Here is a 24,461-nt window from a genome sequence, read left to right on the forward strand (position 1 = left end):
TTACAAATGGGCGAAACTATTGAATTAATTGCTGCAACAATTGAGTCAGGCACAATTACTTGGTCATCAAACAATCCTAATGTTGTGACAATCAATTCTACCACAGGTAAAATTACTGCTAAAGCTCCTGGTATAGCAACAATTTCGTATGCAAGTAGTAACGGTAAAAAAAATTTTATCAATCTTAACGTACATGGAGAAGCAATGGCAAAAAATCCATCCTATACGCAAGTATTGCAAATGGGCGAAGTAACTACAACTACAGTGGGAACAGGGTTATCTGCCAGTGCAACAAACAAAAGCTTTGTATCTAGTACAACGAGTGTGGCAACGGTTAATGCTACGACAGGTCAATTAACTGCAATAAGTCCAGGAAGTTCTGTTATTACGTATATAGGGAAGGACAATAATGGTGTAGTGGTAGAAAAAGGAACGATAACGGTGACAGTTTATTCCCAAGCAGCAGTGGGAGCAGTACCGACAGTTCCAGCACCATTTTCAGTTATTGGATGGGGCTCACCGGCAACAGGTTTTACGCCTCCAATTACTGGTCAATCTATCATTTGGACAGCAAGTAATGGGACAGGTTCTGCCATTATCCAGCCGAGTACTGGTGCTATCAGAGGTATAACAGCTGGTGATGTAACTGTAGCCTATAAAATTGTTGATATTAACACAAAAGTAGTGGTCTACAAGTCCGCTCCAGTAATGATTTTAATTCCTGATACACCAAGAGTAAATATTTCAGCACCATATGTTGATGGAGGGACTATTGGTGGAACTTATTCATTATCAACTAATGTAAATTTGACAGGTGTAATAGTAGGAGAAGATAACGCAATTGTCCTGTTTAGTAATCCAAGAAGTAACGATATAAATATTGCAACTGCAGTGATTGTGGGTCCAAATCCATCGGGACATGTTTTTTTGAACGTGGAAAAAAAGGGTGTTGGCGCAGTTCAAATAACATTTGATTACACGGATAGCAACAACAAAACTGGCACGATGACCTGGACATTTAATTTCCAATAGAACTATAGATAAAGGATGCTTCAACGTTTTCTTTTGCCTTCCACAAATCTGTGGAGGGTTTTTTTGTTTTTTGTAGGATATATATTTCTATATCAATGAAGAACAAATGTGACGGAGGGCTCAGGGCTTGGACTAGCCATCGCCAAAAGCATCGTGGAGCTTCACGGAGGAACGATTCACGCAAAATACAAAAACGAGACATTGTATTTTATTATCTCATTGCCATTTCCATCGTAATAAAAATCTGTCTAAAGTGGATAAATAGTAATAGCGTGATGTGGTCGTTCATGGCTTGCAAGCATGTCTTGCATGACGGCTAAAAAAGCAGTGTCTTTAATTAATATTTGAATTTCTGTCTGTTTGTATTGCTTTTGAAAATCAAAAATATAATCTCTAATGATCGATAGGTTGTAGTGACTTTTAATTTCTACCTCAACGAAAAATGGCAGTGTTAAATCAGGAAGCTTGGTATTACCCCCACGACGAATCCAAACAGCTTCTTGCACATAATAACGGATGGGTAGTTGACGGTTACTGGCAATAAAAATATCCATAAAAAGCCCCCTTCTCAGTCTATTTCAAGCCTATAGGAAATTTTCTCAGTCGTCAAAAGAAAACATGTGGAAATCTTAATAGCGATTTCTCACATGTTTTTTCTGTTTGCTTTTTGTTGAATACTATTTGTTTTTGTCCGTTTTTTGGCCTAATTGTAAAGGGAGTGTAAACATTTATTTAATGCATTGTAAATGATATATACAGCAAGCTTAAAACTATTAATAATAAAGTCTGACAACAAGGAAAGGACTGAATAGATTGGATATCAATATACAGGAGATGATTTTCCAATTTCTTGGAGGGTTAGGCTTATTTCTTTTTGCTATTAAATTTATGGGGGATGGTTTACAGAAGGCTGCTGGTGACCGTCTACGCGATATTTTAGATAAATTTACAACAAATCCATTAATGGGTGTACTAGTTGGTATTATTGTAACCGTTCTTATACAGTCCAGTTCAGGAACAACTGTTATTACAGTAGGACTAGTTAGTGCAGGACTGATGAAATTGCGCCAGGCGATCGGCGTAATTATGGGTGCCAATATTGGAACAACTATTACCGCATTTATAATAGGGATTGATGTAGGCGCATATGCATATCCCATTATGGCAGTCGGTGCCATTTGCTTATTTTTCTTTAAGAAAAGCATCATTCAAAATATTGGACAAGTACTGTTCGGGTTTGCCGGTTTATTTATTGGTTTAGAGCTCATGAGTGGTGGGATGAAGCCACTTCGAGATTGGCAACCATTTTTAGATTTGACTGTCCAAATGTCCGATGTACCGATTTTAGGTGTAATAGTAGGGACGATATTTACGTTAATTGTTCAATCTTCCTCTGCAACTGTAGGTATTTTACAAGGACTTTATGCTGAGGACTTAATTTCATTACACGGAGCATTACCTGTTCTGTTTGGAGATAATATTGGAACAACTATTACTGCCATCTTAGCGGCTTTAGGTGCTTCTATAGCAGCGAAAAGAGCGGCTGCCATTCATTTACTATTTAATGTGGTAGGTACGATTATCTTTATGCTGATACTTGGCTTATTCACGAACTATGTAGAATGGATAACGGGTTTACTTAACTTAGAACCAAAAATGCAAATAGCCTTTGCTCATGGAACTTTTAATGTCATGAATACACTTATTCAACTGCCGTTTATTGGCGTTTGGGCATATGTGGTAACAAAATTAATTCCTGGTGAAGATTCAGCCATCGAATATAAACCAAAATTTTTGGATAAAAATTTAATTATTAAATCACCTTCCATTGCACTAGGCCAAGCAAAAATGGAAGTAGTCCGTATGGGAGAATATAGTATTCTAGGTCTAGAAGAAACGCTAACGATCTTAAAAACAGCTGACACAAAATTGGTAGGCAAGGTGGGACAATTGGAAGAAGCTATCAATAATTTAGATCGGAAATCCACAGAATATTTAATAGAGTTATCCAAGCAATCTCTATCGAACCATGATTCAAAACTGCACCACGCTTTGTTTGACAATATTCGTGATATCGAGCGTATTGGTGACCATGTAGAAAATATTATCGAGCTTCTTCAATATAAAGATAGCAACCGGGTCCGCTTAAGTGATCAAGCACTAAAAGAGTTAGAGGATATGTTTATTTTTACATTAGAGACTGTTAAAGTGGCTATTGAATCTCTTGACAAACAGGATTTATCTTTAGCACAGCAAGTGATAGAAAAAGAAAATGAAATAGATAATATGGAGAGACGTTTACGTAAATTGCATATTAAACGATTAAATGAAGGTGTGTGCTCGGGATCAGCGGGCATTGTATTTGCTGATATCGTCAGTAATTTGGAAAGAATCGGAGATCATGCATCCAACATAGCGGAAACGGTTATTTCCTAAAATGAGCTGTTCAGTAGAGTAAAAACTACTGAACAGCTTTTATTTCACATGTGACGAATAGCCCCACAAAAGTGCCGGAGAAATATGGAAATTCCCAGATCCTTCTAAAAAGGATGATAAGCTTCTATAGCTTCTAAAAAATAGTGGAGGATGGGGGATTGTACCTCATCCTTACGATAAATAAACCAAGTAGGAATCTGGGCTTGCTTGGTTGTTATTTCATGTAGTTTTAATGGATAGGCTGCCATATACTTCTCTGCAATGGCGCGAGGAAGTAGGGTAATGCCTAGACCAGCCGCCACACAGCCAATAATTCCATCAAGCGTACCAAATTCCATTCTATTTTTTGGCTGTACGCCGTCGTCATGTAACCAATGCTCGAAAACGGCTCGATAGGAGCAGCCATGTCTGAAGGAAATTACTGTACTGTCCTCGATATCACGCAAATCTTGGATAGGTTTATGATTGCTTGATGTAATGATGACAAGCTCTTCGTTGACAAATTCCTTGATCAATATATTTTCTTTATAAACGGGGCCAGTCACAAAGGCACCATCTATTTCATAGTTTATTAACCGGTCTATATTGTACTGAGATGGACTTGTTAAAATAGTAATATCGATCTTTTCATGAGCTTGATGGAATGTCGTCAATAGGGTAGGTAAATGCAAAGCAGCAGTTGTTTCCATTGAGCCAATCCGTAAAATACCACTAGAATTCTCACCATCTTGTAAAAGTTCAAAGGATTTCTCATAGAGATGAAGTATTTTTAAGGCCACCTCGTAAAATTGTTCCCCCTTAGCTGTTAGCTGAATACCTCGATGTCCACGATAAAATAATGTTGTATTATACATAGCCTCAAGACTTTGTATTTTCATGGAGATATTGGATTGTGTGTAATTAAGTGTTGCAGCTGCTTTAGAAAAACTTCCTGTTTGTACAACTGTTCGAAAGATAGTCAAATCATTAATATTCATATGTCCTCCAGCTATCAATTTTATTGATATCAATTATAACGAATTAGGCATATTTGTGATATCTAAATATTCGATATAGTGGAGAAGAGAGGGAGTGTTTTTATGCAAAAGCAAACGATCCACTATTTGATAGGTGGCGTATTCGCTTTAATGATCGCGATGGGAATCGGACGTTTTTCATATACAGTCATTCTACCCTATATGCAAGAAGCGTCTGGGTTTAGTCGAGCTACTGCAGGCTATTTAGCAACCAGCAACTATTTAGGCTACCTGATAGGGGCATTAGTGGTGGGACGATTACCAATTGAACAAAAACGTGTTCCCTTTTTGCAAGTAGGTCTTATCATCAGTATGCTGACTACGGCCTTTATGGGTTTTACCGAAACGATTATTATATGGTATGTCCTCAGATTTATTTCTGGGGTGATGAGTGCTTTTATTTTTGTAGTCATTGCTAGTCTTGTTCTCGATCAATTGGCGGATAATAATAAATCGCATCTATCAGGGCTTTTCTATGGTGGTGTGGGAATTGGAATAGCTATCAGTGCCATCATCGTTTCGCCTATTCATGCAATCTTTAAGTGGAATGGAACATGGATAGCTTTAGCTTTATTGTGTGTGTTATTATTTGTCTTTATTGCTTTATTCTTCAAATCCATCCCACACAGTAAAAAACAGTGGGGGAATCAATCTATACCAGTACCAAAAATGCCACCGAAGTCATGGTTGAAATGGTTAATTGTCGCCTATAGTTTAGAGGGGCTTGGCTATATTGTCACAGGAACTTTTATTGTATCGATTGCACAGGAATCAACAAGCTTTCATGGAAATGCAGCACTAGTATGGTTTGTAGCTGGTTTAGCTGCTATTCCATCGTGTATCATATGTTCCAAGCTAGCACAGCGCTTTGGTTATGTGAAAATACTACTGATTTCTATGGTTGTTCAAGCAGTCGGAATTGCTCTACCGGCAATAGCAACAAATACAATTACGCTTTATATAAGTGCCTTTATTTTTGGGGCAACTTTTATGGGGATCACAACAATTGTTACAACTCTAGCAAGACACATTGTCCCAGTAAACAGTCATCAAATTTTAGGCTATTTAACAGCTGGCTATGCTTTAGGTCAGATGGTAGGACCTACTGTAGCAGGGGTACTTGCTAACGCTACTAATAGCTACCAATATTCATTAGTTGGTGCAGCGACAGTTGTAATCATTGGGGCGTTGAGTTTATTAGGTGGGGTAAAATACGAAAAAAGTAAGTAAGACATGTTGGCGTCTTACTTACTCTTATTTTAATGGATATCTCTTTTCTTAAAGTTCCCGCCACGAACTTCTGAAACATCAGAAATCACAACAAAGGCACCTTCATCGATATCTTTAATAATAGAAACTAACTTGTTTTCTTCCATACGGTTAATGACACAGTTTAAAATTTCAGTTGGTTCATTGGAGAAGCCGCCACGTCCATGTGTATAGGTAACACCACGTCCGAGACGAGCTTGGATTGCGTCCCCAATCTCCTCAGATTTAGCACTAACTACACGGACTTCTTTTGATTTCTCTAAACCAACTTGGATAATATCAATTACATTTTTCGCAATATAATACGTTAACGCTGAGTATAAAGCGCTCTCTAAGCCAAAGATAAAGCTTGCCCCTAAGAAAATAAAGGCGTTGATAAATAAGATAATATCGCCGACTGAAAATGGAATTTTACGTGATAGTAATACAGCTAAAACTTCCGAACCATCTAAAGCACCACCGTTACGTAAGACAATCCCGATACCTACCCCAAGCAGCATACCACCAGATAGGACAATTAGTAAGGGATCATTTGGGCCTAAAATGGTTTTGACATCATGTAAAAGAACTGTTGATATGGATAATGCTGCGATCCCAGCACTACTCATTAAGGCAAAGGTTTTTCCAACTTGCTTATAACCGATATAGATGAACGGAATATTTAAGACAAAGAGCAGTAAGCCTAATGGGAGTCCAAATAGGTGTGCCCCCATAATACTGAGACCCGTTACACCACCATCAATGACAGCATTTGGAATTAATACAGCTTCTAGTCCGTAAGCAGCAATAACTGCCCCAATAATAATCATAATGAATTTTCGAGTGTTTTCTAGTGACTTTCTTTTTTTCATAAATCTTCTCCATTTCTTTACGTAAAATACTACCTAAGGTTTTGGAATAATATTTATTGCAATTGTTTTAGTCTCCGAACCTTTACTTGAGTCGGCCATATTATAGTATTTAGTTAATAAGTCGTTCAATTCATATTCAAAGCTCTTGAATTGATCAGCTGTTAACGATAAGTCAATGAAAGAAAAAGTAGCTAAATCTGTAATACTTTCTTTTTCATCAAGTGAATGTAAATAATTTTGATATTGAGATAATAGTGCTAATTGATAGTAGGAAATGTAATTTAATTTTTGCTTAGTTGTGAGCTGTGTCCAATCCTCCTTACTAAGTTTTGCTGCTCCTTCATTTAATGCATAAAACTTCTCTGTAACAGAACGGACTTTTCGCTCCTTCACAATTTTTATGATGTTTTCGTCCACTAAAATTTGGATATGTCTATATAAAGTAGCTTGCGGTACATCCTTAATGACCGAAATCATCTCCAAAGTGCTTAAACCTTCTTCTTTATTGTGCATCAGAGCTTGTAAAATTTTCATTCTCACAGGGTGCATTAATACCTCTGCTTTATTGCGCATAAACCGATCCTCCTAATAAAATAATGAGATGGTATCAAGGAAAGCATTTGAATGTTATCAAAATGAGAACATTATCAAAAAATATACTATAGATATTTTTTGAAGATGTACAGTAAAAAGGTAATGAAAATTTTTAACAACTTTGTTATCATTATTGATAATGATAATGATTGGAGGTTTTACAATGAAATTACACTATGGTTTTGATGAAATCAGTCAACTCGATTGGACGAGTATACTTCCTATTCTTTTGCCATTTTTATTAGTGGGATCTATCCTCATTTTAATTGCATTAATCGATTTATACCGCAACAGAAATAGGAGAGAAAATGTACTAATGTGGACAATTATTATTGTGTTTTTTAATACAATTGGTCCTGTTTTATATTTCATGATTGGTAGAAAGGATGTCAATACACGTGCGCTTAGAAATTGAAGGCATTACAAAAAGGTTTAAACACAAAACGGCAGTGCATGATTTTTCAATGATTGTTGATGCGAATGAGTGCGTCGGATTAATTGGACCAAACGGAGCAGGAAAATCAACATTGATTCAAATCATTGCGGATATTTTATATGCAGATGAGGGAAAAATTCTTCTTAATGGACAACAAATTACAAAGATGAAAAATCAGATAGGCTATTTACCTCAATATCCTAATTTTTTCTCCTGGATGACAGCATTTGAGACATTATCTTTTATGGGAACACTTTCAGGTTTACCAAAGAATGAATTACAAAACGAAATTCCTTTGCTATTAGAAAAAGTTGGATTAGGAAAAGAAGCCCATTTTCAGGTTGGAACTTTTTCAGGGGGTATGAAGCAACGACTTGGTATCGCACAAGCTTTATTGCATAGACCAGCTTTGATGATTATGGATGAGCCAGTATCAGCTTTAGATCCGATTGGAAGACGTGAAGTGTTGAATCTTTTAAAAGAGATTAAAAAAGAAACGACCATCTTACTATCAACCCATATATTAAGTGATGCGGAGGAAATTTGTGAACGCTTTGTCGTCATTCAAAATGGTCACAAAATAGAGGACGCTACAAAAGATCAGTTGCAGGAACGTTACCAAGAATCTGCCATCTATTTGATGGTTCGCCAAGAAGACCTTAATTGGGTAACAACGGTTGAACAGTTATCCTATGTCAGAAAAATTGAAAATGAAAGAAATGGCTTTAAAATACACGTCCATCAATTGGAGGAAGACGCTCAAAAATTGTTACAGTATGCGATAGATTCAAATGTCATGTTGTTAAAGTTTGAATTGGGCATTCATGAAAGCTTAGAAGAAATATTTTTAGAATTGGTGGTGTGAAATGGTGAATACTTTTTTGGCATTAAGTAAAAAAGAAGTAACTCAAATGACGAAGGAATTTAAAATTGTCTGGCTACCAATTGTCTTTATTTTACTTGGGTTAACTCAGCCGATTATGATGTATTACATGCCGGTTATTTTGCAATCAATGGGTGGTGTGGAGGGTATTATGATTGACCCAACCTTGGCAAAGCCGGAGGGAAGCGAAGTACTGGCCACAACCCTAAGTTCCCAGTTTGATCAGTTAGGAATTATTATTTTGGCAGTTGCAGCAATGAGTATTATACAAGGTGAAAAAGCAAATGGAATGATGGCATTTATTCTTACAAGACCAGTGTCTATCTCATCCTACTTAAATAGTAAAATTATTGTCCATTATCTAGTAGCTGTTTTCTGTATAGCTCTAGGCTATGGTATGTCGTATGGCTATACATCCTTTTTATTTACGGCAGTACCAGTGTCGCATGCTTTGCTGGCTTTGCTATTTTATTGTGTGTGGCTATTGTTTGTTATTACGTTTGTTGCCATGATGAGCACGTTTTTTAATAATTCGGCTTTTATAGCGTTAGCAAGTATTGTCGTCCTGTTTATCTGCCGTTTCATTGCTGGTTTACATCCGCTTTTGGATGTTGTTAATCCTGCCAGTAATAGCTTGCATGCTACTACTATATTGATGTCAGGGAATATGAAAGCCTGGTATGGCTTCCATAGTGCAGTTACCATGCTCCTAGTTATATGGATGATTGCAATCATGCGCCATTTCATTGCAAAAAGGAAGTTTTAAATGGGAGAGATGGCGAATTTGTTATAGGTACTTTGTCAAAATCATCGAAAGCCATTATATCCATTCAACTGTATTAATACACTTATTATTCGAAGCATCTATTTTCATAATCGACCATCTTACTTTTGAAAATACCCATTGATATCAGTTGTTAATATTTTATCTTAGTACTATGTACAATTATATAGCTCTTAAATGAAGGGATAGATTGGTCAATGAATCTGAAAGTAAATCGAACAAGTAAGGTTCCACTATATCAGCAGCTAAACGAACAATTGCTATTAGCAATAATAACTGGGAATTTAAAAAAGGGTGACCATTTACCATCCATTCGAAATTTAGCTTCACAAACAAATCTTAACCTTCATACTGTTCATAAAAGCTATAAAGAACTTCAGAAGAGCGGGATCATCACCATTAAACCCCCTTCCAAAGCAATTGTTATGGTTGATTCTGGGGAAGCAATAAGTATTTCCCTTCAACAAATATCTATTCGTATCGAACATATAATAATAGAATCTTCTATTTTAGGGATTAATGAAATTTACCTTAGGCAGATGTTTGAAGGGGTTTTACAGAAATATTACAATAGCGTTAAATAACAAGAGGTGGCTCCTGATTCTAAGGAGCCATCTCTTTTGCCTTATTTAAATCAAAAACACCGCTACAATTGTTGTCACAACAAGTCCAATGATTACAGGGAGTAAGTTACGCCTTGCGAGCTCAAATGGGCTCACATTACAAATGGCAGCTGCTGGAATTAATGCCCAAGGAATCAATGTTCCGCCACCAACCCAAATGGCAGTAATTTGCCCTAAGGCCGTTAAAGTAGCAGTCCCTCCGCCTAGTGCATTGCCGAATAAGCTTCCGACAGAGCCCGCTAAGGAAATTCCTGAGAAGCCCGAGCCATCTAATCCAGTAATGGCACCAACTACTGCCAAAGTGATTACTGCAATTTCCTTCGTTAAAGGGACTATTGCTGCAAGACCGACACCGAGATCATTGACAATACCGTGCGAGGTAGCGGGTAAATGATCTCCGAGAATTTGTGTGAAGCCTGCATCTCCTAAATAGAAGAAAGCTGCAATCGGGATAACAGGTCCGAAGACTTTAAAGCCGAATTGAAAGCCTTGAATTAAATAGCTTGTTGTTTTTTCAAGTCCTTCTGTTTTATGGGCTACGATACTAAGCAAAAGTAATATGAAAACGGAGGTTCCACCAATTAAAGCAGTTGCATCGCCACCCTGTAATTTGAAAACCGACATGGCGATGACATCTAAGATAAAAGCAATCGGAATAAGCACAGCGAAGAAACGTTTTTGCCCAATTGACAGTAAATTTTCTATCGTTTCTTGCTCACCGTTTTCTTCTGCCGAATTTGCTGTGTTTAAAAGTAAAGTTCCACGTTTCATATCTCGCCGCAAGAAAATATAAGCAACGATGGTCGTGACAACACCCATAGTAATGACGAGCGGAATACTAGCAGACACCACGTCCCCAACAGGGATGCCAGCAGCATCTGCTGTTAGCTTCGGTGCCCCCTGGATGACGAAATCACTCGATAATGCTATCCCATGACCGAATAAGTTCATCGCCATCGCCACTCCGAGTGCTGGCAAGCCTGCTCGAATGGCAACAGGCAAGAGTACTGCCCCTAACAATGCCACTGCAGGTGAAGGCCAGAAAAACCAAGAAATAATCATCATTAATAGACCAATCGTCCAATAGGCAAGAGCTGGTGTTTTAATGATTTTCGTAAATGGCGCAACCATAACCTCGTTAATTCCTGAAGTCATCATGACCCGGCTCATAGCAACAATAATAGAAATGATAAGAATGGTAGATAACAACTCTGTAATGGCATAAATAAAGCTGTTAAATACACCACTAATGGATGAAGTTAAATCGCCAGTCGCAACAATTGCTAGCATGAATATGCCTACTACACAAATGAGGGTGGTATCGCGACGTTTAACCATAAATCCGATGATAAGCACAATAAAAATAACGTAAATCCAATGGAGAGCAGTAAATTCAACCCCCATATGTTTCCCCCTCAATATTCGATCTGATTCTATAGAATATGAAGGGGAAACAAGTTGGTGATAAATTTTAAAAAAATTCAGCCTAAGTGAAGGGGAATCTAATTTGCAAATAAGCCAAAAAACAAACAATTCATATAGCGAATTACAGGTGTACTTTGATCAAAAGGGGCACTAATTGTTTACAGCTTAGTGTTACACAACTTCTAAACAATCTCCATGAAAGTAATCAGTGTAATAACCATTCCATTAGTGGTTATTCTCATACCTAAAACAAGTTAATTGAAAGATATGGATTTTTATAATAGAATACTTTTATAGATTATCGATAATCTATAATCCATAATATATAACACCTGTAGCTAATCACTCTATACACTGAACTATGTTAAAATAAAACATATAAATTTATTGGAGTGGTTTAATGGGGTTTGATGAAAATTCAATTTCAAAAAAGACAATTTCTGAGCAAATAGCTGAACAACTATTATTTCGCATATTTTCGGGCTATTATGAACAAGGTCAGCGCTTAATAGAAGCGGAAATTGCAAAAGAGTTACAAGTAAGTCATGCACCTGTCCGTGAGGCGCTTTATCTTTTACAAAAAGATGGTGTAGTTGAAAAAGTACAGCATAAAGGTGTAAGAGTGAAGACCATATCGGATCAGGAATTAAAGGATTATTTGGAAGCGCTTTATAACCTTTTGGATTTTGCACTGACAAAGTGTGAAGCTAAATGGACGGATGATTTGCAAAATGAGCTTTTATTTCGTTTTGAAGCGATGAAACAAAAAAAGTCTGCTGAAAATATTTATGAATATGTTGTTTCGTTTGCTCACTTATTACAATTGTTTTTTGATGTTTCAGGAAATATTGCGATGCTACGATTCTTTAAAGAAACAATCTTTGTTACAAATGTAGCTGCCCAAACAAAATGGAAAATGAATCTAGTTGAATCCTACCACATGTCCATTAATACATTTATCAGATGTATAGAAGCGTCGGATTTTGATAATGCACGAGTAGCTATTAAAGATGTTATTTTATGGTACCAATTTAAATAATTTTTTGGGGGTAACATAAATGAAAGCTGCAGTTTGGCATGGTGTAAAAGATATTCGAGTAGAAGAGGTTGAATTACGCGCTTTACGAGAAGATGAAGTGAAAGTAAAAGTAGCATGGGCAGGTATTTGTGGGAGTGATTTGCATGAATACGAAGAAGGTCCAGTTTTCGTACCAGTTGATGTAAAAGCAGAATTAACAGGTGAGATTGCCCCACTGACAATGGGTCATGAATTTGCTGGTATCATTGAAGAAGTTGGCTCTAACGTGACGGACTTAAAGGCAGGAGACCGAGTTGTCATCAATCCTACTTTGACTTATAGAAAAAAACATGAAGATGTTGATCGCTATGATGGATTTAACTTTATCGGATTACATGGAGATGGTGGATTTGCGGAATATGTTAATGTTCCTGCAACAAATATTCACCGTTTAGCCGATAACTTAACATTACAAGATGGTGCATTAGTAGAACCAATGGCTGTTGCTGTACAAGCTGTCAAAGATGCTGGGGTTACATTAGGTGATTCGGTTGCAGTATTTGGGGCTGGACCAATCGGGTTATTAACAGTAATCGCTGCAAAAGCATCTGGCGCAAGCAAAGTTATCGTGTTGGATTTATCTGATGACCGTTTAGAAAAGGCAAAAGAATTAGGCGCAACCCATGCGATTAATTCAGGTAAAGAAAATCCTGTACAAGCAGTTCGGGCAATTGTTGCAGATGGGGTGGATGTATCCTTTGAGGTTGCGGGAGTTGCTCCTACCTTTAAGCAAGCAATTGATGTAACAAAACCTCGTGGCAATATGATGATTGTTTCAATTTTTGCTAGACCAATCGAATGGAATCCAATGCAACTTACAAATACAGGTGTTAATATACTATCCTCGATTGTATATACACCGTCTATATTCCAAAGAACAATTGATGCAATGAGCTCGGGTCAACTAAATCCACAAGGTATTATTACAAGCCAAATTGAACTAGATGAAATTGTGGACAGAGGATTTAAAACTTTAACAAGCGACAAAACGCAATCTAAAATTTTAGTTGCAATTAGCGGAGAAAACTAATAGATTCATCTATTTCTAATTTTTAAATAGGAGCATATAGGAGCATATAGGAGCATGGCTAATGACAGCCATGCTCCTTTCGTATATTTTTTGCATGAAGCCACCAGTTCTTCACTAGATATTTCCACTTCTCCGCTCACACAAACTACAAGGTAATTGCACCTCCAATAAATGCGCTCCGTACAAAGCAGTAGGGATAATTTCATTTCATTACCATAGGTTTTTCTTCTTCTTCATTAAAAAGCGTTGTTTTGGACAAGAATTGACATTTATACAAAGAAATCGTTGCGTTTTTTCCATTGTTTCACCCTTTCACACAAATTATAATAATGTTGTAAATGATAATCATTTTCAATTAAAGACCGAAAGGAGCAACAAGTGTGACAAAACAACATGGAAAGAAAATTATACGATGGGTAGGGGGGTTCCTCCTGTTGTTAATCATATCAGCATGCAGTACTTCAAATGCTAATAGCAATATGGCTGATGAACAGAAAGAGGAAGGTGAGAAAACAGTACAATATACAACGATTACTGGTGAACAAGTAGAAATACCTGCGGATCCAAAACGAGTGGTTTATATTGGTCAGACAATTGGTGATTTCTTGGCAATGGATATTCCAGTTGTTGGTAATAATCTTCCGAAAGAGCCTGCTAGTTACTATGAAGGTAAACTCGAAGGAATCGTTGATATTGGAAATCCTGCTGATTTAGAGACGATTCTTACCTTAAAACCCGATCTAATTATTAATGGCTATTACAAGGCAGATCCAAACCTGAATGAAGAATTGGCAAAAATAGCTACTACGATTCCCTTCAATCCAGCTCTTCCTTATACAGAACGTGTAAAGGAAATGGGGAATATCTTGGGCAAGCAGGAAGAAGTAGCTCAAGTAATTGCTAAATTTGAAACACGTTTTAAAGAAATGTTTGAAAAGTTTCAATTAGCAGAAGGGGAGACTGCAACAGTTTTCTATCAGTTAGGTAAAACGCTTTATGTTATGGGCGATCGTAGCCTTGGTGCTATTATTTATGGAGAAAATGGCTTTGCTGTCCCTCCAGCAGTACAGAAGAATATTATTGATGTAGAAGGCGTGTCTTTCGTTACGGTTTCAGAAGAGGTGCTTTCTCAGTTTGCTGGTGATCATTTGTTTGTAATTGTACAAGAGGATGATGAAAGTGAATCAGAAGCTGACCGGTTACTACAAAGCCCAATATGGGGAACATTGCCTGCAGTCCAAAAGGGAAATGTTTATGTGATTGCTAATGAATGGAATACAGATGAATTGCTAGCTTTGGAGCAATTATATAAAATGCTACCAGAATGGATGCACAAACAGTAAAATTTGTATCTATCGAATCAATTATTATCCGCTAGTTTTCTAAAATAAAGCATCCTCGGTCAATAGTTGATAGTGAATCATTCTGTGTTATAATAACGATAATGATAATCATTTTCAATTGTTGGAGAGTTGCTTATGAATTTTGCATGCCTATATACTAGGCTACAACACTATGATAGTTTTCAAGTTAATCAGCAGACGGCAGCGATGAGCTATGTAAAGAGGAATGGCAATGAAACGAATTTGTGTACATTATTAATAGCATGTAGTCATGGCATACGCCTCTATGTAGACAAAATTGCAATCGATCTAAGACAAGGGAGCTGCATTCTCGTTTTACCAGCCCAACGCTACACTGTGGAATCAAGTACTGGAGAGGCACAGCTTGCACGTTTTACTTTCGAAACCTTTGAAGTAAAAGGAAGGGCTTTACATCCGATTGCTCATCCACCCTTACTTTGTGGTTATCCTTATAGGCTATTATATTCTCAAGTTAAGCAAGTACTAGGGAATGAAATATGGGTGAAGAATCAATTTTGCTCCTCTCTAACCTCATCAGAAATGGCTATGATGCAAGGTAGACTTCAACTGATTCTAGGGATGATGGCCCAGTTAGATCAACAAGCTGTCGATTTACAGAGCGAAGAAAAGACAAAAATGATTCAACGTACTATCCAATATATAGAACAACATTATGATGAAGATTTAACGGTAGAACAGCTAGCAAATATGGCTGGCATTGTCAGGTGGAAATATAGTCAACAGTTTAAAATTTTGACAGGCAAAAAACCAACTGATTATCTAGTCCATCTACGAATAGACCAGGCAAAAAAACTTCTATGTAATTCCACAGAGCCATTGAACAAAATAGCTCGACAAATAGGATTTAAGGATGAATATTATTTCAGTAGATGTTTTCATAAATTAACTGGCAACACTCCACGTGAATATGCGAATATCCATCTACATACGCAGCAAAGAACAGTTATCGATTCACTTGGTAGAAGGATTCTTGTTCCTCAAGATACCACAAGAATTGTGACAGATGGCAAACATACACTGGGCGAATTATTAGTACTAGGTATATCTCCCATAGGAGCGGCTATCTCTATTATGAAAGAAAACGTAATTTATCATAATAAGCTACGCAATATTCAGAGTATCGGGTATTGGGCCGATCCAGATAAAATAGCACAGCTACAGCCTGAATTTATATTACTTAGCTATTATCCAAAAGATTTACAGGAACTAAATGCGCTTGCTCCAACGGTTGTACTGGACAAAAAGTTTAGATTATTTGAGCGGTTACGGTATATCGCCAAACTTTTTGAACGCACTAAGGCAGCGGAGAAATGGATTACTACATATGAAGACAAAGTAAGATTGGTACGTAGACAATTAGCAGATGCCTATGTAGCTGGAGAAACAGCTACAGTTTATCTCAAGTTAGGTGAAAAACTTTATATTATGGGCATGAATGGATTGGCGAGCTCTTTATATGAATCACTGGGCTTTCGTCCCTCAGAAAAAGTGATGCACCTCATCGAGCAAGGGGAGGCATGGCTAGAAATTCAGCACCATCAAATAAGCCACTATGCTGGAGATCGTAATTTTGTCTTAACTTCTCGTAAGGAATTGCATACTGTCTCTCACTGTCCATATATTTCGGCTTTAGCCGAGTTAAGTCCCGGTAAGACTCATTTTTTAGATGCTATATGGAATTATGATGATCCAATTACTCGCGGACGGTTACTAGAGGAACTACCATATATTTTAAAAAAGAAGATAGTATGAACCTGGGTTAGTCCCAGCATTCAAAGGCTTGAAATCATATAACTATTTATTATTTAGCTATCGAGGGGCTCCCACGATAGCTCTTGTTATTTTTCTCCATCATAACTTTATGATGGAGTTGATTGGAACGAAGAGGCGCGATTTTTGCATTCCTCCTTCACCCACTAACGGGCGTTTGTTTTAACGGTAGCCATATGCAAAAAAGGTGAGGGTGCCATATTATTTAATAGCACCTTTATCCTTTATGAAAACATTTATATTCATTTTTTCAATAGAATTTTCAGTAATGGTATTTAATTTATCGACAGTCCATGATTGGGGTCTGAAACGATAAGCCTTTTCTGAAAGATTGAAAATATCGGAGTCTATTTCCAACCCTTTCATAAATGTACTTTGAAACTGTGATGAAATAATTTTTTTGACATCCTTTTCAATGGTTTTTATTCCGATGTTTTTTGGGTTCTCTCTAATTGAAGCTTTTACATCTAAATTTAAAATGTATTTAGGAATGGTGTCACCGACAATTTCTATATCATAATCTAAATTGTCAATAAACATGGAAACAGATTGATCCTTTATTGATAATTTCATGTTATTAAAATCCTTATTAAACCAATCTAGCCCTGAAAGTTCTTCTTCCTTTATCCAACCATTGAATTTTTGTTGTGAAAGAAAATAAGCACCACTTATTTTTAATATATTTTTTGATTTATTATCCTCCATCCAATAATCTTCACTAATTTTTATTGTAGGAACCATAATTGATCCAACTGGTTCATAATATCTTTTAATCATGTCTTGTACAGTACTGGTTGAGATGAATGAATTAAAGAATAATTGTTCATTTGGATCATAAGGAAATGTTAATATAGGCGGTTTATAAAAGAGACCATGTACATTCATTATCTCTTTAATATCATCTTCATATCCATAAGCTAACGTATTGTAACGTAGATAATAATCCCTACTAAAAAAATCAAAAAATTCATCCATATGACCGTCCAATATATTTTTGGAAATAAAGAAAGTTTGTATATGTCCATAATACAAAGGGTTAACAGAATTCTTTTCTATATCATCGATTGCTCCCTGAATCGTTTCACCTTCTCCATGTCCGACAACAATTGGAGCTGGCTCAGATGCAATGCTAGGATCTGAGCCAGCAACATTCGTAAATCCGAAAGCTTGAAAATATAAATGATACATATCATTAGAATAATCAATACCAAGAGCGGTAATATAAACTTCACTTTGTATTTCCTTCGTACCTAAACAGCCGCCTAGAATAAATAATAAAGGAAAAATTAATATTATTTTGAATGTGGAAGTATAGTAATGGGACATTTATAATCTCCCTTCTGTTGTAAAAACAGTCAGTCTCTTATTTTATTTCTAAATGGCATTTTTAAAAAACCTTTAATAAGATTGGGTATACTAACTTTATAAAATGTAGAAAGGTAAGGATGCCCGAAACTTTCTAATGACGAGATATAGGTTAAGAAAAATAAGACACTTAAAACAAAGCCATACATTCCAAAAAATGCGGAAATGATTAATGTTGCAACTCTTATTAAAAATACATTGCCTAGTACATTTTGATTAATTAATGTATAGCTAGATATAACGGTAAGTGCTCCAATTACTAATGTTGATGGTGATGTAAATCCCGCTCTTATAGCAGCATCCCCAACTATTAAGCCTCCTAAAACTGCAACAGTTTGACCTACAGCTTTTGGTAAGCGTATTCCCGCTTCTCGAAAGAGGTCAAAAAAAATGAGCATAATAAGAATTTCGAACGAAGAGGAAACAGGGAGTCCAATTTTAGATGCAGATATGGATACTAGTAAGGGAAAGGGTAGCTGGTTAAGTTGATGGACAGTTAATGCAATCCAAAACCCAGGTAAGAATATACTTGTTAATAAAGAGGTAATCCTTAAAATTCGTGAAAAACTCACAAATAAAAAATTCGTTTGATCATCTTCAGCTGCTTTCAAAATAAGTAATAAATTTACAGGTCCAATTAAACAGCTTGGACTTCCATCTACTAATATGACAAAACGGCCTTTATTGAGGGAACTTACTACAAAATCGGGCCTTCCTGAATAATCAAGGAGGGGAAAGAGTGTCAACTTATCATAAAGTAATTCTTCAATATGATAACTACTTGCAATATTATCTACTTTTATTTTATTAAGTTTGTTTTGTACATGCTTTAAAGTGTTTTGATCAATATAATGCTCAATATAGAGCAATGAAACTTTTGTTTTACTGGTGTCGCCAATTGTAAAATCGTCACTTGATAAATTTTTACTTTTTAATCTCATTCTTATTAAAGAAAAATTTGTATCTATATTTTCAACAAACCCGTCTCTAGGTCCTCTTAATGACACTTCCATATTCGATTCTTCAATGGATCGTTCAGGTAGTTTAGCTAAATTGGTTGAATATAAGCTATTCGATGAAACATGATAAAAATATAAAAAACCTGAGAAAATTTTTCTATTTATTTCATCTGTCTTCATTCTGTACTCTTTGATCTCCTGTACTTCTAAATAGCGATTTATAATTTCCTCATCATATAAATGTCCTTGTTCAGCCAGAAATCTAATATTTGGTAATAATGAATTTAAAAAAAGTACACTATCAATTAAACTATGGCAATAGATAAATATAACTTCATGTTTTTCGTTATTAAACATATAGAATTTACTACTTACCGTTATATCTGATTGATGGTCAAATTCTTTATAAAAAAAATCCTTATTTTCAGTCAAGATGATGAACTCCCTTTTGCTTTTTTTCTAATACGTAGAAAACAGTCATAAAAAAGAATAAAAATAAAAAAATAGAAAGAAGATAAGTGCTTTTTATAAATGACAAAAAATCAGAAACAGACCAAGGAATTAATAATCCTATGGTTAAGCTTAGATAACCAATAATTAATATAAATTTTCGATTTTTAAAGAAGGATGACACAATATACATAAATAAACATATACGAATAAAAGCCATTGATAATATTTGGAGAACAGATAAAGAATCTAATCTTGTAAAGTACTTACCAAATGACAAAACTCTCCATTGCTCGTTTATAGGAAAGAGCATTTTTTTAGTGAGATAAATGCCAAATTCAGATACAGTAGTCACGATAGCGATAAAAACTAATAGGACAAACATAATAGAGAAAACGATTATTCCTGTCCTTTTCATTTGCTCTTTTACATAACTATTTAAAACGATTAAAATAAAGCCCATTTCTAAAATACCAATACATATGTATAATATTCCCCATAAAATGGACGGAGTATTACTTGTATTTACTGGTAATAATAGTTCGTATTCATTGTTCATTGAGTTCCCTAAATTGAGGAGTACAAATAAAAAAATGTATAGTGAACAAATAATCAATGACAGGATAGCAATAGTTTTGATCCCTTTCAGGGAACCATAAAAGCATAATAATATAAATAAAATAACTGTAATAAAATATGGATAATCAGAGTTAAAACTTTCTTCTGCCCAAATAATTGTAAATTTGAGTGAGACGAACGTTGATGAAATTAAATAAATGATATATGAAGTAATGATAAATAAATAAAGTGGTCTATTATCTTGTAAAAATTGTTGTTCAAAAAACGAAGTATTATTTAATTTATGGGTAATTCTAGAAATAAGGAATGCTAAAATTAATATTGGGATTAAACTTGCCAAAGCGCTTATCCATGCTTCACGTTCGACGATTGTGAAAATGGTAGGAATTAAAACGAAATGTGCTAAAAAACTAACTGATAAAAATAACAAACAATATACATGGATTGGCTGTATAACTTTATTCATTTGATCTTAAACCTCCTTCTAACAATATTGCCCATATCGGTTGCCATCTAACCCCTTGGAGCTTCTAATGAAATCTATACTCAACTCTCGCAATTTTTAGGCTCCTATAGTACTCTCATTCAAGCTAGTTTCATAGAAAAACTAGCAATAATTCTATTAAAACAATCAAAATAGATTTTGATTGTTTTACACTATATCCTCCTAATTTTGAAGAGTGGCCCAATAATTCACATACCATAAAAAATGCTGAAATAGTTTTACAAGGAATGGCATATATTGAACTTTAATTCTCAAATTAGGAGTGGGGTAAGTGAAGGATAGGATGTTATTTTTAAAAGAACTACAAAACTTTGATAAGAAATTTCAGTTCATTATCCAGCAAAATAAGGAGCAGCAACAGATTAATTATTTTGAGCTGTGTGAAGTAATGGATGATTACTCTTCTTTTATCATAAATCGTGACAATGAAGAACGGTGGGCGAATATGAAGGAATCGATAGAGATCCTATTATTAACCGACAAATTAAGAATGAACGCGTCTGTTTGTGTGCAAATCTTGGAGAAATATCGAGCGTTATTATTAAGTCATGAACAGGAACCAGTCACGGATTATTTTCGTAACATAGAAAATTGTATTGGAAAGGAATTTGGCGATTTTGAAATAACTAGTCAGTCGAAGGTACTCTTAATTGGATCTGGATCCTTTCCGATTACCTTATTAATGGTTGCGGAGCGCACGGGAGCAGACGTTTTTGGAATAGATATTGATGATGAAGCGATTCAATTAGGAAAACAGGTAGTCAATAAATTAGGGGATCATTTATCCATTCAAATTGATCAAAAGACGGTAGCGGAGCTCGCAGTAATAAAACAAGTTAGTCATATTATATTTAGCTCAACGGTCAGCAATAAATATGACATTTTAGATCAACTATACGATATAACAAATAAAGATGTGCTTGTTGCAATGCGCTACGGTAATGGATTAAAGTCTCTTTTTAATTATCCGATGCAGAAGGTAGACGATACCAAATGGCATATAGTAGATGAGATTATGCATCCTCAGGATGTATTTGATGTTATTTTATATCAAAAGGTTTAACGAAATTGATAATTGTGTAGAAAGCAAAACGTTTTGAATTTAGAGAAATGGTTCTATGTTCAAGCTTTTCATACGTAGTGTAAGCCACCAATTAGTAGATGGGTGGTTATATTTCAAATTGACAATGATAATCATTATCGATAAGGTGGGGATAGGCGAAGGTCGTCAACCCACCTTTTTGTATTTCAGAGGAAGAGAAATTGACCTTACACATCGGCTTTTTATGTCTGTATCCCTTAGGTGGAACAGTTTGTAGTCAAACCCCAACCAGGCGATAAATACAATTTTGAAATGAGGTAATTAATTTGAAAATCGATGTTGAGCAATTAGCAGAGCATTTAGCACATATTCCATTTCAAGTACAGGGGGTATACCGATATGCTAAAAGCACTGGTGTGCCCTATGCTGAATATACAGATTCTTTTCCTGGATTTGTTTTTCCTCTTAATGGAAAAATACAATTTCAATTTAATGGCACCCCTTATATCTTTTCACCAGGAAAAATTGTACATGGTGGTGCAAATATGAAGCTAAATCAAAAAAATTTTGAATATGCGAACTGGGAATATATTCTTGTTCAATACCAAATATGTAACACAGAGCTACAAGAGTCCAGCTTTTCACATCAGCATTTTGAATTATTCACTGGACAATCTCCCCGTCTTATCGAATTAATTTTGCGTCTTTGGCAGGTGTACAATCAGCGTGGAGGCATTTCGAAATTTCAAACCGAAATGCTATTTCGAGATGTACTGAATGAGGCTTTATTATGTGTGGTGAATAGTCAAAATAGCAGTGAATCAAATACTGTATTCGAACGAGTATGTAACTATATTCATGAGAACTATTATCAAAGCCTTACCATTTCTTGTCTTGCAGAACAAAATCATATTAATCGAAATCGACTTTCTTATGTATTTAAAAAACATGCAGGGATAGGACCAGCAGAATATTTATTAAAATATCGGATAAACATGGCGCAAAAAATGCTATATACAAGTGAGGTCCCTGTCCAACAAATTGCACAGGCTGTTGGAATTGAAGATCCTTTTTATTTTAGTAGAGTGTTTAAGAAACAATTTGGTATTCCCCCTAAAGAGTATCGAGAGAAGTTCATCAATAATCCATGCTAGTTTCAACAAGCATCCATTCAAAACGATAAATGATTTTACTATACTAATGGCATATCAAGATCATATGTTGGAGGAAATTTGGATGGAAAAGATGAAAGGACTATGTTTCTCAATACTATTATTAGCAGGCATATTAGGAGGTTGTAATGAAACCCCTGCTGTAAATAAAGAATTATCTACGAAAGAAGAAGCATCTACGTCAACGGTTCCAGTGGATGCAAAAGATTGGCCAAGAACAATTAAGGATGCCTTAGGTAAAGAAATAGTGATCGAGAAGAAACCTGAAAAAATAGCTTCCCTTTGGTATTTTTATCCCGAAATATTAGTGGCATTGGGTGAGCCTCCTGCTGCTTCTACAGATAAAGAATATTTATCTTCTTTAGCCTATTTAAACGGAAAGTTAGATTCAACCGAGGAATTAGGAGATAAATTGTCTCCAAGTATTGAAAAAACTCTATCGATTGAGCCTGATTTTATTTTAGCAACAGAACATCATGAAAAACTGTATGAATCATTAGAAAAAATTGCACCAATCATTACTTTAAAATCCCAGGATATTTATGAAGATTGGCAATATGGCCTCCGTACCGTAGCTGAGATTATTGGTAAAGAGGACAAAGCTGAAGTAGTAATTGAAAAAATGATGCAAGCAATTACAACTGGTCGACAAGATTTAAAAACGATTGAAGGAGAGACAGTAGCACTTATCGTGTCATGGGATGGAAAAACTTTTAATGTTTTAGGTGAAGATAATCCTGTTTATACACTTGCGTTTGATAAAGAAAGGGGGTTGGGGCTTACACCAGATACCACATTCAATGGGAAGAGTAATCAATTTTCTGCGTTCGAGGGAATTTCAACTATTCATGCAGACCACATTTTCCTTATAGGTGACATAACAAAAAAAGAAACATTAATGAGTGAGTTAAATCAAAATAATGTTTGGAACAATATGAACGCAGTAAAGAAAGGGAATATTTATTTGATGGATACGTCTGCTATTACGGGTGGTCCATTAGCAATCGAATATGCTTTGCAAAATATAACGGATGCTCTGCAAAATCAATAAAAAAAAGTAGCATTCATCGAAAACAAGTAAAACAATAGGGAGAGATGTCTATGAATTATCAAGCTATTAATCTTAATGAGAGTGCAGCTCAAATAAAAGAACTTTGGTCTCCGAAAGTTGTTGGTGAAATACACGATTTCCAATTCAAAGTGGTGAAGATTGATGGGGAATTTATGTGGCATGAGCATCAAGGCGCCGATAAAGTATTTATTGTGCTCGAAGGAGAGCTATTTATTGCTTTTCGCGATGGCCAAGTGAAAATTTCTCAAGGGGAGATGATTATTATTCCCGGAGGACCCGAGCACAAGCCTTTCGCCGAAAAAGAATGTCATATCATGATAGTGGAACCAAAGGAAGTAGTAGACACGGATCGTCATTAACGTAACATGAGTATTGAGCTGCATTGTCAGCTCTTTTTTTTTGAATAAAGGAGGTAGGTTAGTTGGGAGTCTATCTTCAATTAGTTACAGTAAACCATATCATAATTTCGTGCGCTGAGGAGTAGATGATACTCCTCAGCTTTTTACAGTTAATGAGATTATTGCATTGTAAAAAAATTTGAGGAGTAAGTGGGCCTATGTCTTGGTTACAACCATCGAATGCTTGTTGGAACTAGGCGGTCCATTTACGGTTTTGTTCTTATTTATATAAGCCGAATTAGTTGAATGAAACGTTAGGGGAAAAAAGCCCTGTTATTACTGCTCTTATTCATATTGTAAAAGTTTA

Annotated in this window: 23 protein-coding genes and 1 pseudogene; 16 read left to right on the top strand and 8 right to left on the bottom strand. The window is 35.6% G+C overall.

Annotated features, from left to right (window positions below; all coding sequences use genetic code 11):
* Positions 1 to 6 precede the first annotated feature (6 nt).
* Both KVT27_RS03445 and KVT27_RS03450 read left to right on the top strand, forming a co-directional pair.
* Complete coding sequence (locus KVT27_RS03445) at positions 7 to 1,032, top strand: Ig-like domain-containing protein (RefSeq protein ID WP_217580704.1); 1,026 nt, start codon at positions 7 to 9, stop codon at positions 1,030 to 1,032.
* A gap of 99 nt (positions 1,033 to 1,131) precedes the next feature.
* Positions 1,132 to 1,269: pseudogene (locus tag KVT27_RS03450) on the top strand (ATP-binding protein); the annotation flags it as partial.
* Between the two features lie 11 nt (positions 1,270 to 1,280).
* On the opposite strand, the gene KVT27_RS03455 reads toward KVT27_RS03450, so the two are convergent.
* Positions 1,281 to 1,586, bottom strand: coding sequence for a hypothetical protein (locus KVT27_RS03455; protein WP_150907949.1), 306 nt, complete (start codon positions 1,584 to 1,586; stop codon positions 1,281 to 1,283).
* Positions 1,587 to 1,866: 280 nt separating this feature from the next.
* Between KVT27_RS03455 and KVT27_RS03460 the strand changes: the two genes are divergently transcribed.
* A complete protein-coding gene (locus tag KVT27_RS03460) occupies positions 1,867 to 3,468 on the top strand; it encodes a Na/Pi cotransporter family protein (RefSeq protein ID WP_200878341.1) in 1,602 nt (533 codons plus the stop codon).
* Between the two features lie 104 nt (positions 3,469 to 3,572).
* On the opposite strand, the gene KVT27_RS03465 is transcribed toward KVT27_RS03460, so the two are convergent.
* Positions 3,573 to 4,445 (bottom strand): LysR family transcriptional regulator, encoded by an 873-nt coding sequence (locus KVT27_RS03465; RefSeq protein WP_036147582.1) that lies wholly within the window; start codon positions 4,443 to 4,445, stop codon positions 3,573 to 3,575.
* Between the two features lie 102 nt (positions 4,446 to 4,547).
* On the opposite strand from KVT27_RS03465, the gene KVT27_RS03470 reads away from it, so the two are divergent.
* Complete coding sequence (locus KVT27_RS03470) at positions 4,548 to 5,714, top strand: YbfB/YjiJ family MFS transporter (protein WP_217580706.1); 1,167 nt, start codon at positions 4,548 to 4,550, stop codon at positions 5,712 to 5,714.
* Between the two features lie 29 nt (positions 5,715 to 5,743).
* On the opposite strand, the gene KVT27_RS03475 is transcribed toward KVT27_RS03470, so the two are convergent.
* Positions 5,744 to 6,604, bottom strand: a complete 861-nt coding sequence (locus KVT27_RS03475) for a YitT family protein (protein ID WP_036124367.1) — start codon at positions 6,602 to 6,604, stop codon at positions 5,744 to 5,746.
* A gap of 33 nt (positions 6,605 to 6,637) precedes the next feature.
* Positions 6,638 to 7,177 carry a transcriptional regulator gene (locus KVT27_RS03480; RefSeq protein WP_036147586.1) on the bottom strand — a complete coding sequence of 180 codons (540 nt, stop codon included), beginning with the start codon at positions 7,175 to 7,177 and terminating at the stop codon, positions 6,638 to 6,640.
* 184 nt (positions 7,178 to 7,361) lie between these two features.
* On the opposite strand from KVT27_RS03480, the gene KVT27_RS03485 reads away from it, so the two are divergent.
* The 4 genes from KVT27_RS03485 (at position 7,362) to KVT27_RS03500 (ending at position 9,885) form a co-directional block, all read left to right on the top strand.
* Positions 7,362 to 7,613 (top strand): PLD nuclease N-terminal domain-containing protein, encoded by a 252-nt coding sequence (locus KVT27_RS03485; RefSeq protein ID WP_036124371.1) that lies wholly within the window; start codon positions 7,362 to 7,364, stop codon positions 7,611 to 7,613.
* Positions 7,597 to 8,499, top strand: coding sequence for an ABC transporter ATP-binding protein (locus tag KVT27_RS03490; RefSeq protein ID WP_217580708.1), 903 nt, complete (start codon positions 7,597 to 7,599; stop codon positions 8,497 to 8,499). The genes KVT27_RS03485 and KVT27_RS03490 overlap by 17 nt, the downstream gene beginning before the upstream one ends.
* Before the next feature lies 1 nt (position 8,500).
* Complete coding sequence (locus KVT27_RS03495) at positions 8,501 to 9,283, top strand: ABC transporter permease (RefSeq protein WP_254636042.1); 783 nt, start codon at positions 8,501 to 8,503, stop codon at positions 9,281 to 9,283.
* Positions 9,284 to 9,498: 215 nt separating this feature from the next.
* The gene (locus KVT27_RS03500; protein WP_217580710.1) at positions 9,499 to 9,885 is read left to right on the top strand and encodes a GntR family transcriptional regulator; all 387 of its coding nucleotides are present in this window, start codon (positions 9,499 to 9,501) and stop codon (positions 9,883 to 9,885) included.
* A gap of 45 nt (positions 9,886 to 9,930) precedes the next feature.
* Here KVT27_RS03500 and KVT27_RS03505 read toward each other — a convergent pair whose 3' ends face one another.
* Positions 9,931 to 11,328: a hypothetical protein gene (locus KVT27_RS03505; RefSeq protein ID WP_036124375.1), complete on the bottom strand. Its 1,398-nt coding sequence runs from the start codon at positions 11,326 to 11,328 to the stop codon at positions 9,931 to 9,933.
* A gap of 421 nt (positions 11,329 to 11,749) precedes the next feature.
* Here KVT27_RS03505 and KVT27_RS03510 point away from each other — a divergent pair, with 421 nt between their 5' ends.
* The 4 genes from KVT27_RS03510 (at position 11,750) to KVT27_RS03525 (ending at position 16,594) form a co-directional block, all read left to right on the top strand.
* A complete protein-coding gene (locus KVT27_RS03510; RefSeq protein ID WP_036124377.1) occupies positions 11,750 to 12,388 on the top strand; it encodes a GntR family transcriptional regulator in 639 nt (212 codons plus the stop codon).
* 19 nt (positions 12,389 to 12,407) lie between these two features.
* A complete protein-coding gene (locus KVT27_RS03515) occupies positions 12,408 to 13,457 on the top strand; it encodes a 2,3-butanediol dehydrogenase (RefSeq protein ID WP_036124379.1) in 1,050 nt (349 codons plus the stop codon).
* A gap of 380 nt (positions 13,458 to 13,837) precedes the next feature.
* Positions 13,838 to 14,800: an ABC transporter substrate-binding protein gene (locus KVT27_RS03520; protein ID WP_200878334.1), complete on the top strand. Its 963-nt coding sequence runs from the start codon at positions 13,838 to 13,840 to the stop codon at positions 14,798 to 14,800.
* Positions 14,801 to 14,935: 135 nt separating this feature from the next.
* On the top strand, positions 14,936 to 16,594 hold the full coding sequence (locus KVT27_RS03525) for an AraC family transcriptional regulator (protein ID WP_208704515.1): 1,659 nt from the start codon (positions 14,936 to 14,938) through the stop codon (positions 16,592 to 16,594).
* A 219-nt stretch (positions 16,595 to 16,813) separates the two neighbouring features.
* On the opposite strand, the gene KVT27_RS03530 is transcribed toward KVT27_RS03525, so the two are convergent.
* From KVT27_RS03530 to KVT27_RS03540, 3 genes are read right to left on the bottom strand one after another with little or no spacing between them, the layout of a single operon-like run.
* Entirely contained in the window at positions 16,814 to 17,938 is a 1,125-nt protein-coding gene (locus KVT27_RS03530) for a Ger(x)C family spore germination protein (protein ID WP_217580712.1), read from the bottom strand.
* A 29-nt stretch (positions 17,939 to 17,967) separates the two neighbouring features.
* Entirely contained in the window at positions 17,968 to 19,368 is a 1,401-nt protein-coding gene (locus KVT27_RS03535) for a spore germination protein (RefSeq protein ID WP_217580714.1), read from the bottom strand.
* A complete protein-coding gene (locus tag KVT27_RS03540; protein WP_036147591.1) occupies positions 19,361 to 20,431 on the bottom strand; it encodes a GerAB/ArcD/ProY family transporter in 1,071 nt (356 codons plus the stop codon). Before KVT27_RS03540 ends, KVT27_RS03535 begins: the two co-directional genes overlap by 8 nt.
* A gap of 310 nt (positions 20,432 to 20,741) precedes the next feature.
* Here KVT27_RS03540 and KVT27_RS03545 point away from each other — a divergent pair, with 310 nt between their 5' ends.
* The 4 genes from KVT27_RS03545 to KVT27_RS03560 all read left to right on the top strand — a co-directional run bounded on the left by KVT27_RS03545 (position 20,742) and on the right by KVT27_RS03560 (position 24,115).
* Positions 20,742 to 21,533, top strand: coding sequence for a nicotianamine synthase family protein (locus tag KVT27_RS03545; RefSeq protein ID WP_309140217.1), 792 nt, complete (start codon positions 20,742 to 20,744; stop codon positions 21,531 to 21,533).
* 305 nt (positions 21,534 to 21,838) lie between these two features.
* Positions 21,839 to 22,666, top strand: a complete 828-nt coding sequence (locus KVT27_RS03550) for a helix-turn-helix transcriptional regulator (RefSeq protein ID WP_217580716.1) — start codon at positions 21,839 to 21,841, stop codon at positions 22,664 to 22,666.
* Between the two features lie 82 nt (positions 22,667 to 22,748).
* A complete protein-coding gene (locus KVT27_RS03555) occupies positions 22,749 to 23,735 on the top strand; it encodes an ABC transporter substrate-binding protein (RefSeq protein ID WP_150907936.1) in 987 nt (328 codons plus the stop codon).
* 50 nt (positions 23,736 to 23,785) lie between these two features.
* The gene (locus KVT27_RS03560) at positions 23,786 to 24,115 is read left to right on the top strand and encodes a cupin domain-containing protein (RefSeq protein WP_217580718.1); all 330 of its coding nucleotides are present in this window, start codon (positions 23,786 to 23,788) and stop codon (positions 24,113 to 24,115) included.
* Positions 24,116 to 24,461: the final 346 nt, after the last annotated feature.

The organism is Lysinibacillus sp. GbtcB16 (assembly GCF_019091145.1).
In the GTDB taxonomy this organism is placed as follows: domain Bacteria; phylum Bacillota; class Bacilli; order Bacillales_A; family Planococcaceae; genus Lysinibacillus; species Lysinibacillus fusiformis.

Excerpts from the sequence above, each read along its gene's own strand:
- KVT27_RS03470 (WP_217580706.1), top strand. The coding sequence starts at position 4,548 with ATGCAAAAGCAAACGATCCACTATTTGATAGGTGGCGTATTCGCTTTA.
- KVT27_RS03540 (WP_036147591.1), bottom strand. The coding sequence starts at position 20,431 with ATGAATAAAGTTATACAGCCAATCCATGTATATTGTTTGTTATTTTTA.
- KVT27_RS03465 (WP_036147582.1), bottom strand. The coding sequence starts at position 4,445 with ATGAATATTAATGATTTGACTATCTTTCGAACAGTTGTACAAACAGGA.
- KVT27_RS03505 (WP_036124375.1), bottom strand. The coding sequence starts at position 11,328 with ATGGGGGTTGAATTTACTGCTCTCCATTGGATTTACGTTATTTTTATT.
- KVT27_RS03525 (WP_208704515.1), top strand. The coding sequence starts at position 14,936 with ATGAATTTTGCATGCCTATATACTAGGCTACAACACTATGATAGTTTT.
- KVT27_RS03530 (WP_217580712.1), bottom strand. The coding sequence starts at position 17,938 with ATGTCCCATTACTATACTTCCACATTCAAAATAATATTAATTTTTCCT.
- KVT27_RS03555 (WP_150907936.1), top strand. The coding sequence starts at position 22,749 with ATGGAAAAGATGAAAGGACTATGTTTCTCAATACTATTATTAGCAGGC.
- KVT27_RS03510 (WP_036124377.1), top strand. The coding sequence starts at position 11,750 with ATGGGGTTTGATGAAAATTCAATTTCAAAAAAGACAATTTCTGAGCAA.
- KVT27_RS03485 (WP_036124371.1), top strand. The coding sequence starts at position 7,362 with ATGAAATTACACTATGGTTTTGATGAAATCAGTCAACTCGATTGGACG.
- KVT27_RS03480 (WP_036147586.1), bottom strand. The coding sequence starts at position 7,177 with ATGCGCAATAAAGCAGAGGTATTAATGCACCCTGTGAGAATGAAAATT.
- KVT27_RS03475 (WP_036124367.1), bottom strand. The coding sequence starts at position 6,604 with ATGAAAAAAAGAAAGTCACTAGAAAACACTCGAAAATTCATTATGATT.
- KVT27_RS03560 (WP_217580718.1), top strand. The coding sequence starts at position 23,786 with ATGAATTATCAAGCTATTAATCTTAATGAGAGTGCAGCTCAAATAAAA.
- KVT27_RS03455 (WP_150907949.1), bottom strand. The coding sequence starts at position 1,586 with ATGGATATTTTTATTGCCAGTAACCGTCAACTACCCATCCGTTATTAT.
- KVT27_RS03445 (WP_217580704.1), top strand. The coding sequence starts at position 7 with ATGGGCGAAACTATTGAATTAATTGCTGCAACAATTGAGTCAGGCACA.
- KVT27_RS03460 (WP_200878341.1), top strand. The coding sequence starts at position 1,867 with ATGATTTTCCAATTTCTTGGAGGGTTAGGCTTATTTCTTTTTGCTATT.
- KVT27_RS03515 (WP_036124379.1), top strand. The coding sequence starts at position 12,408 with ATGAAAGCTGCAGTTTGGCATGGTGTAAAAGATATTCGAGTAGAAGAG.
- KVT27_RS03495 (WP_254636042.1), top strand. The coding sequence starts at position 8,501 with ATGGTGAATACTTTTTTGGCATTAAGTAAAAAAGAAGTAACTCAAATG.
- KVT27_RS03500 (WP_217580710.1), top strand. The coding sequence starts at position 9,499 with ATGAATCTGAAAGTAAATCGAACAAGTAAGGTTCCACTATATCAGCAG.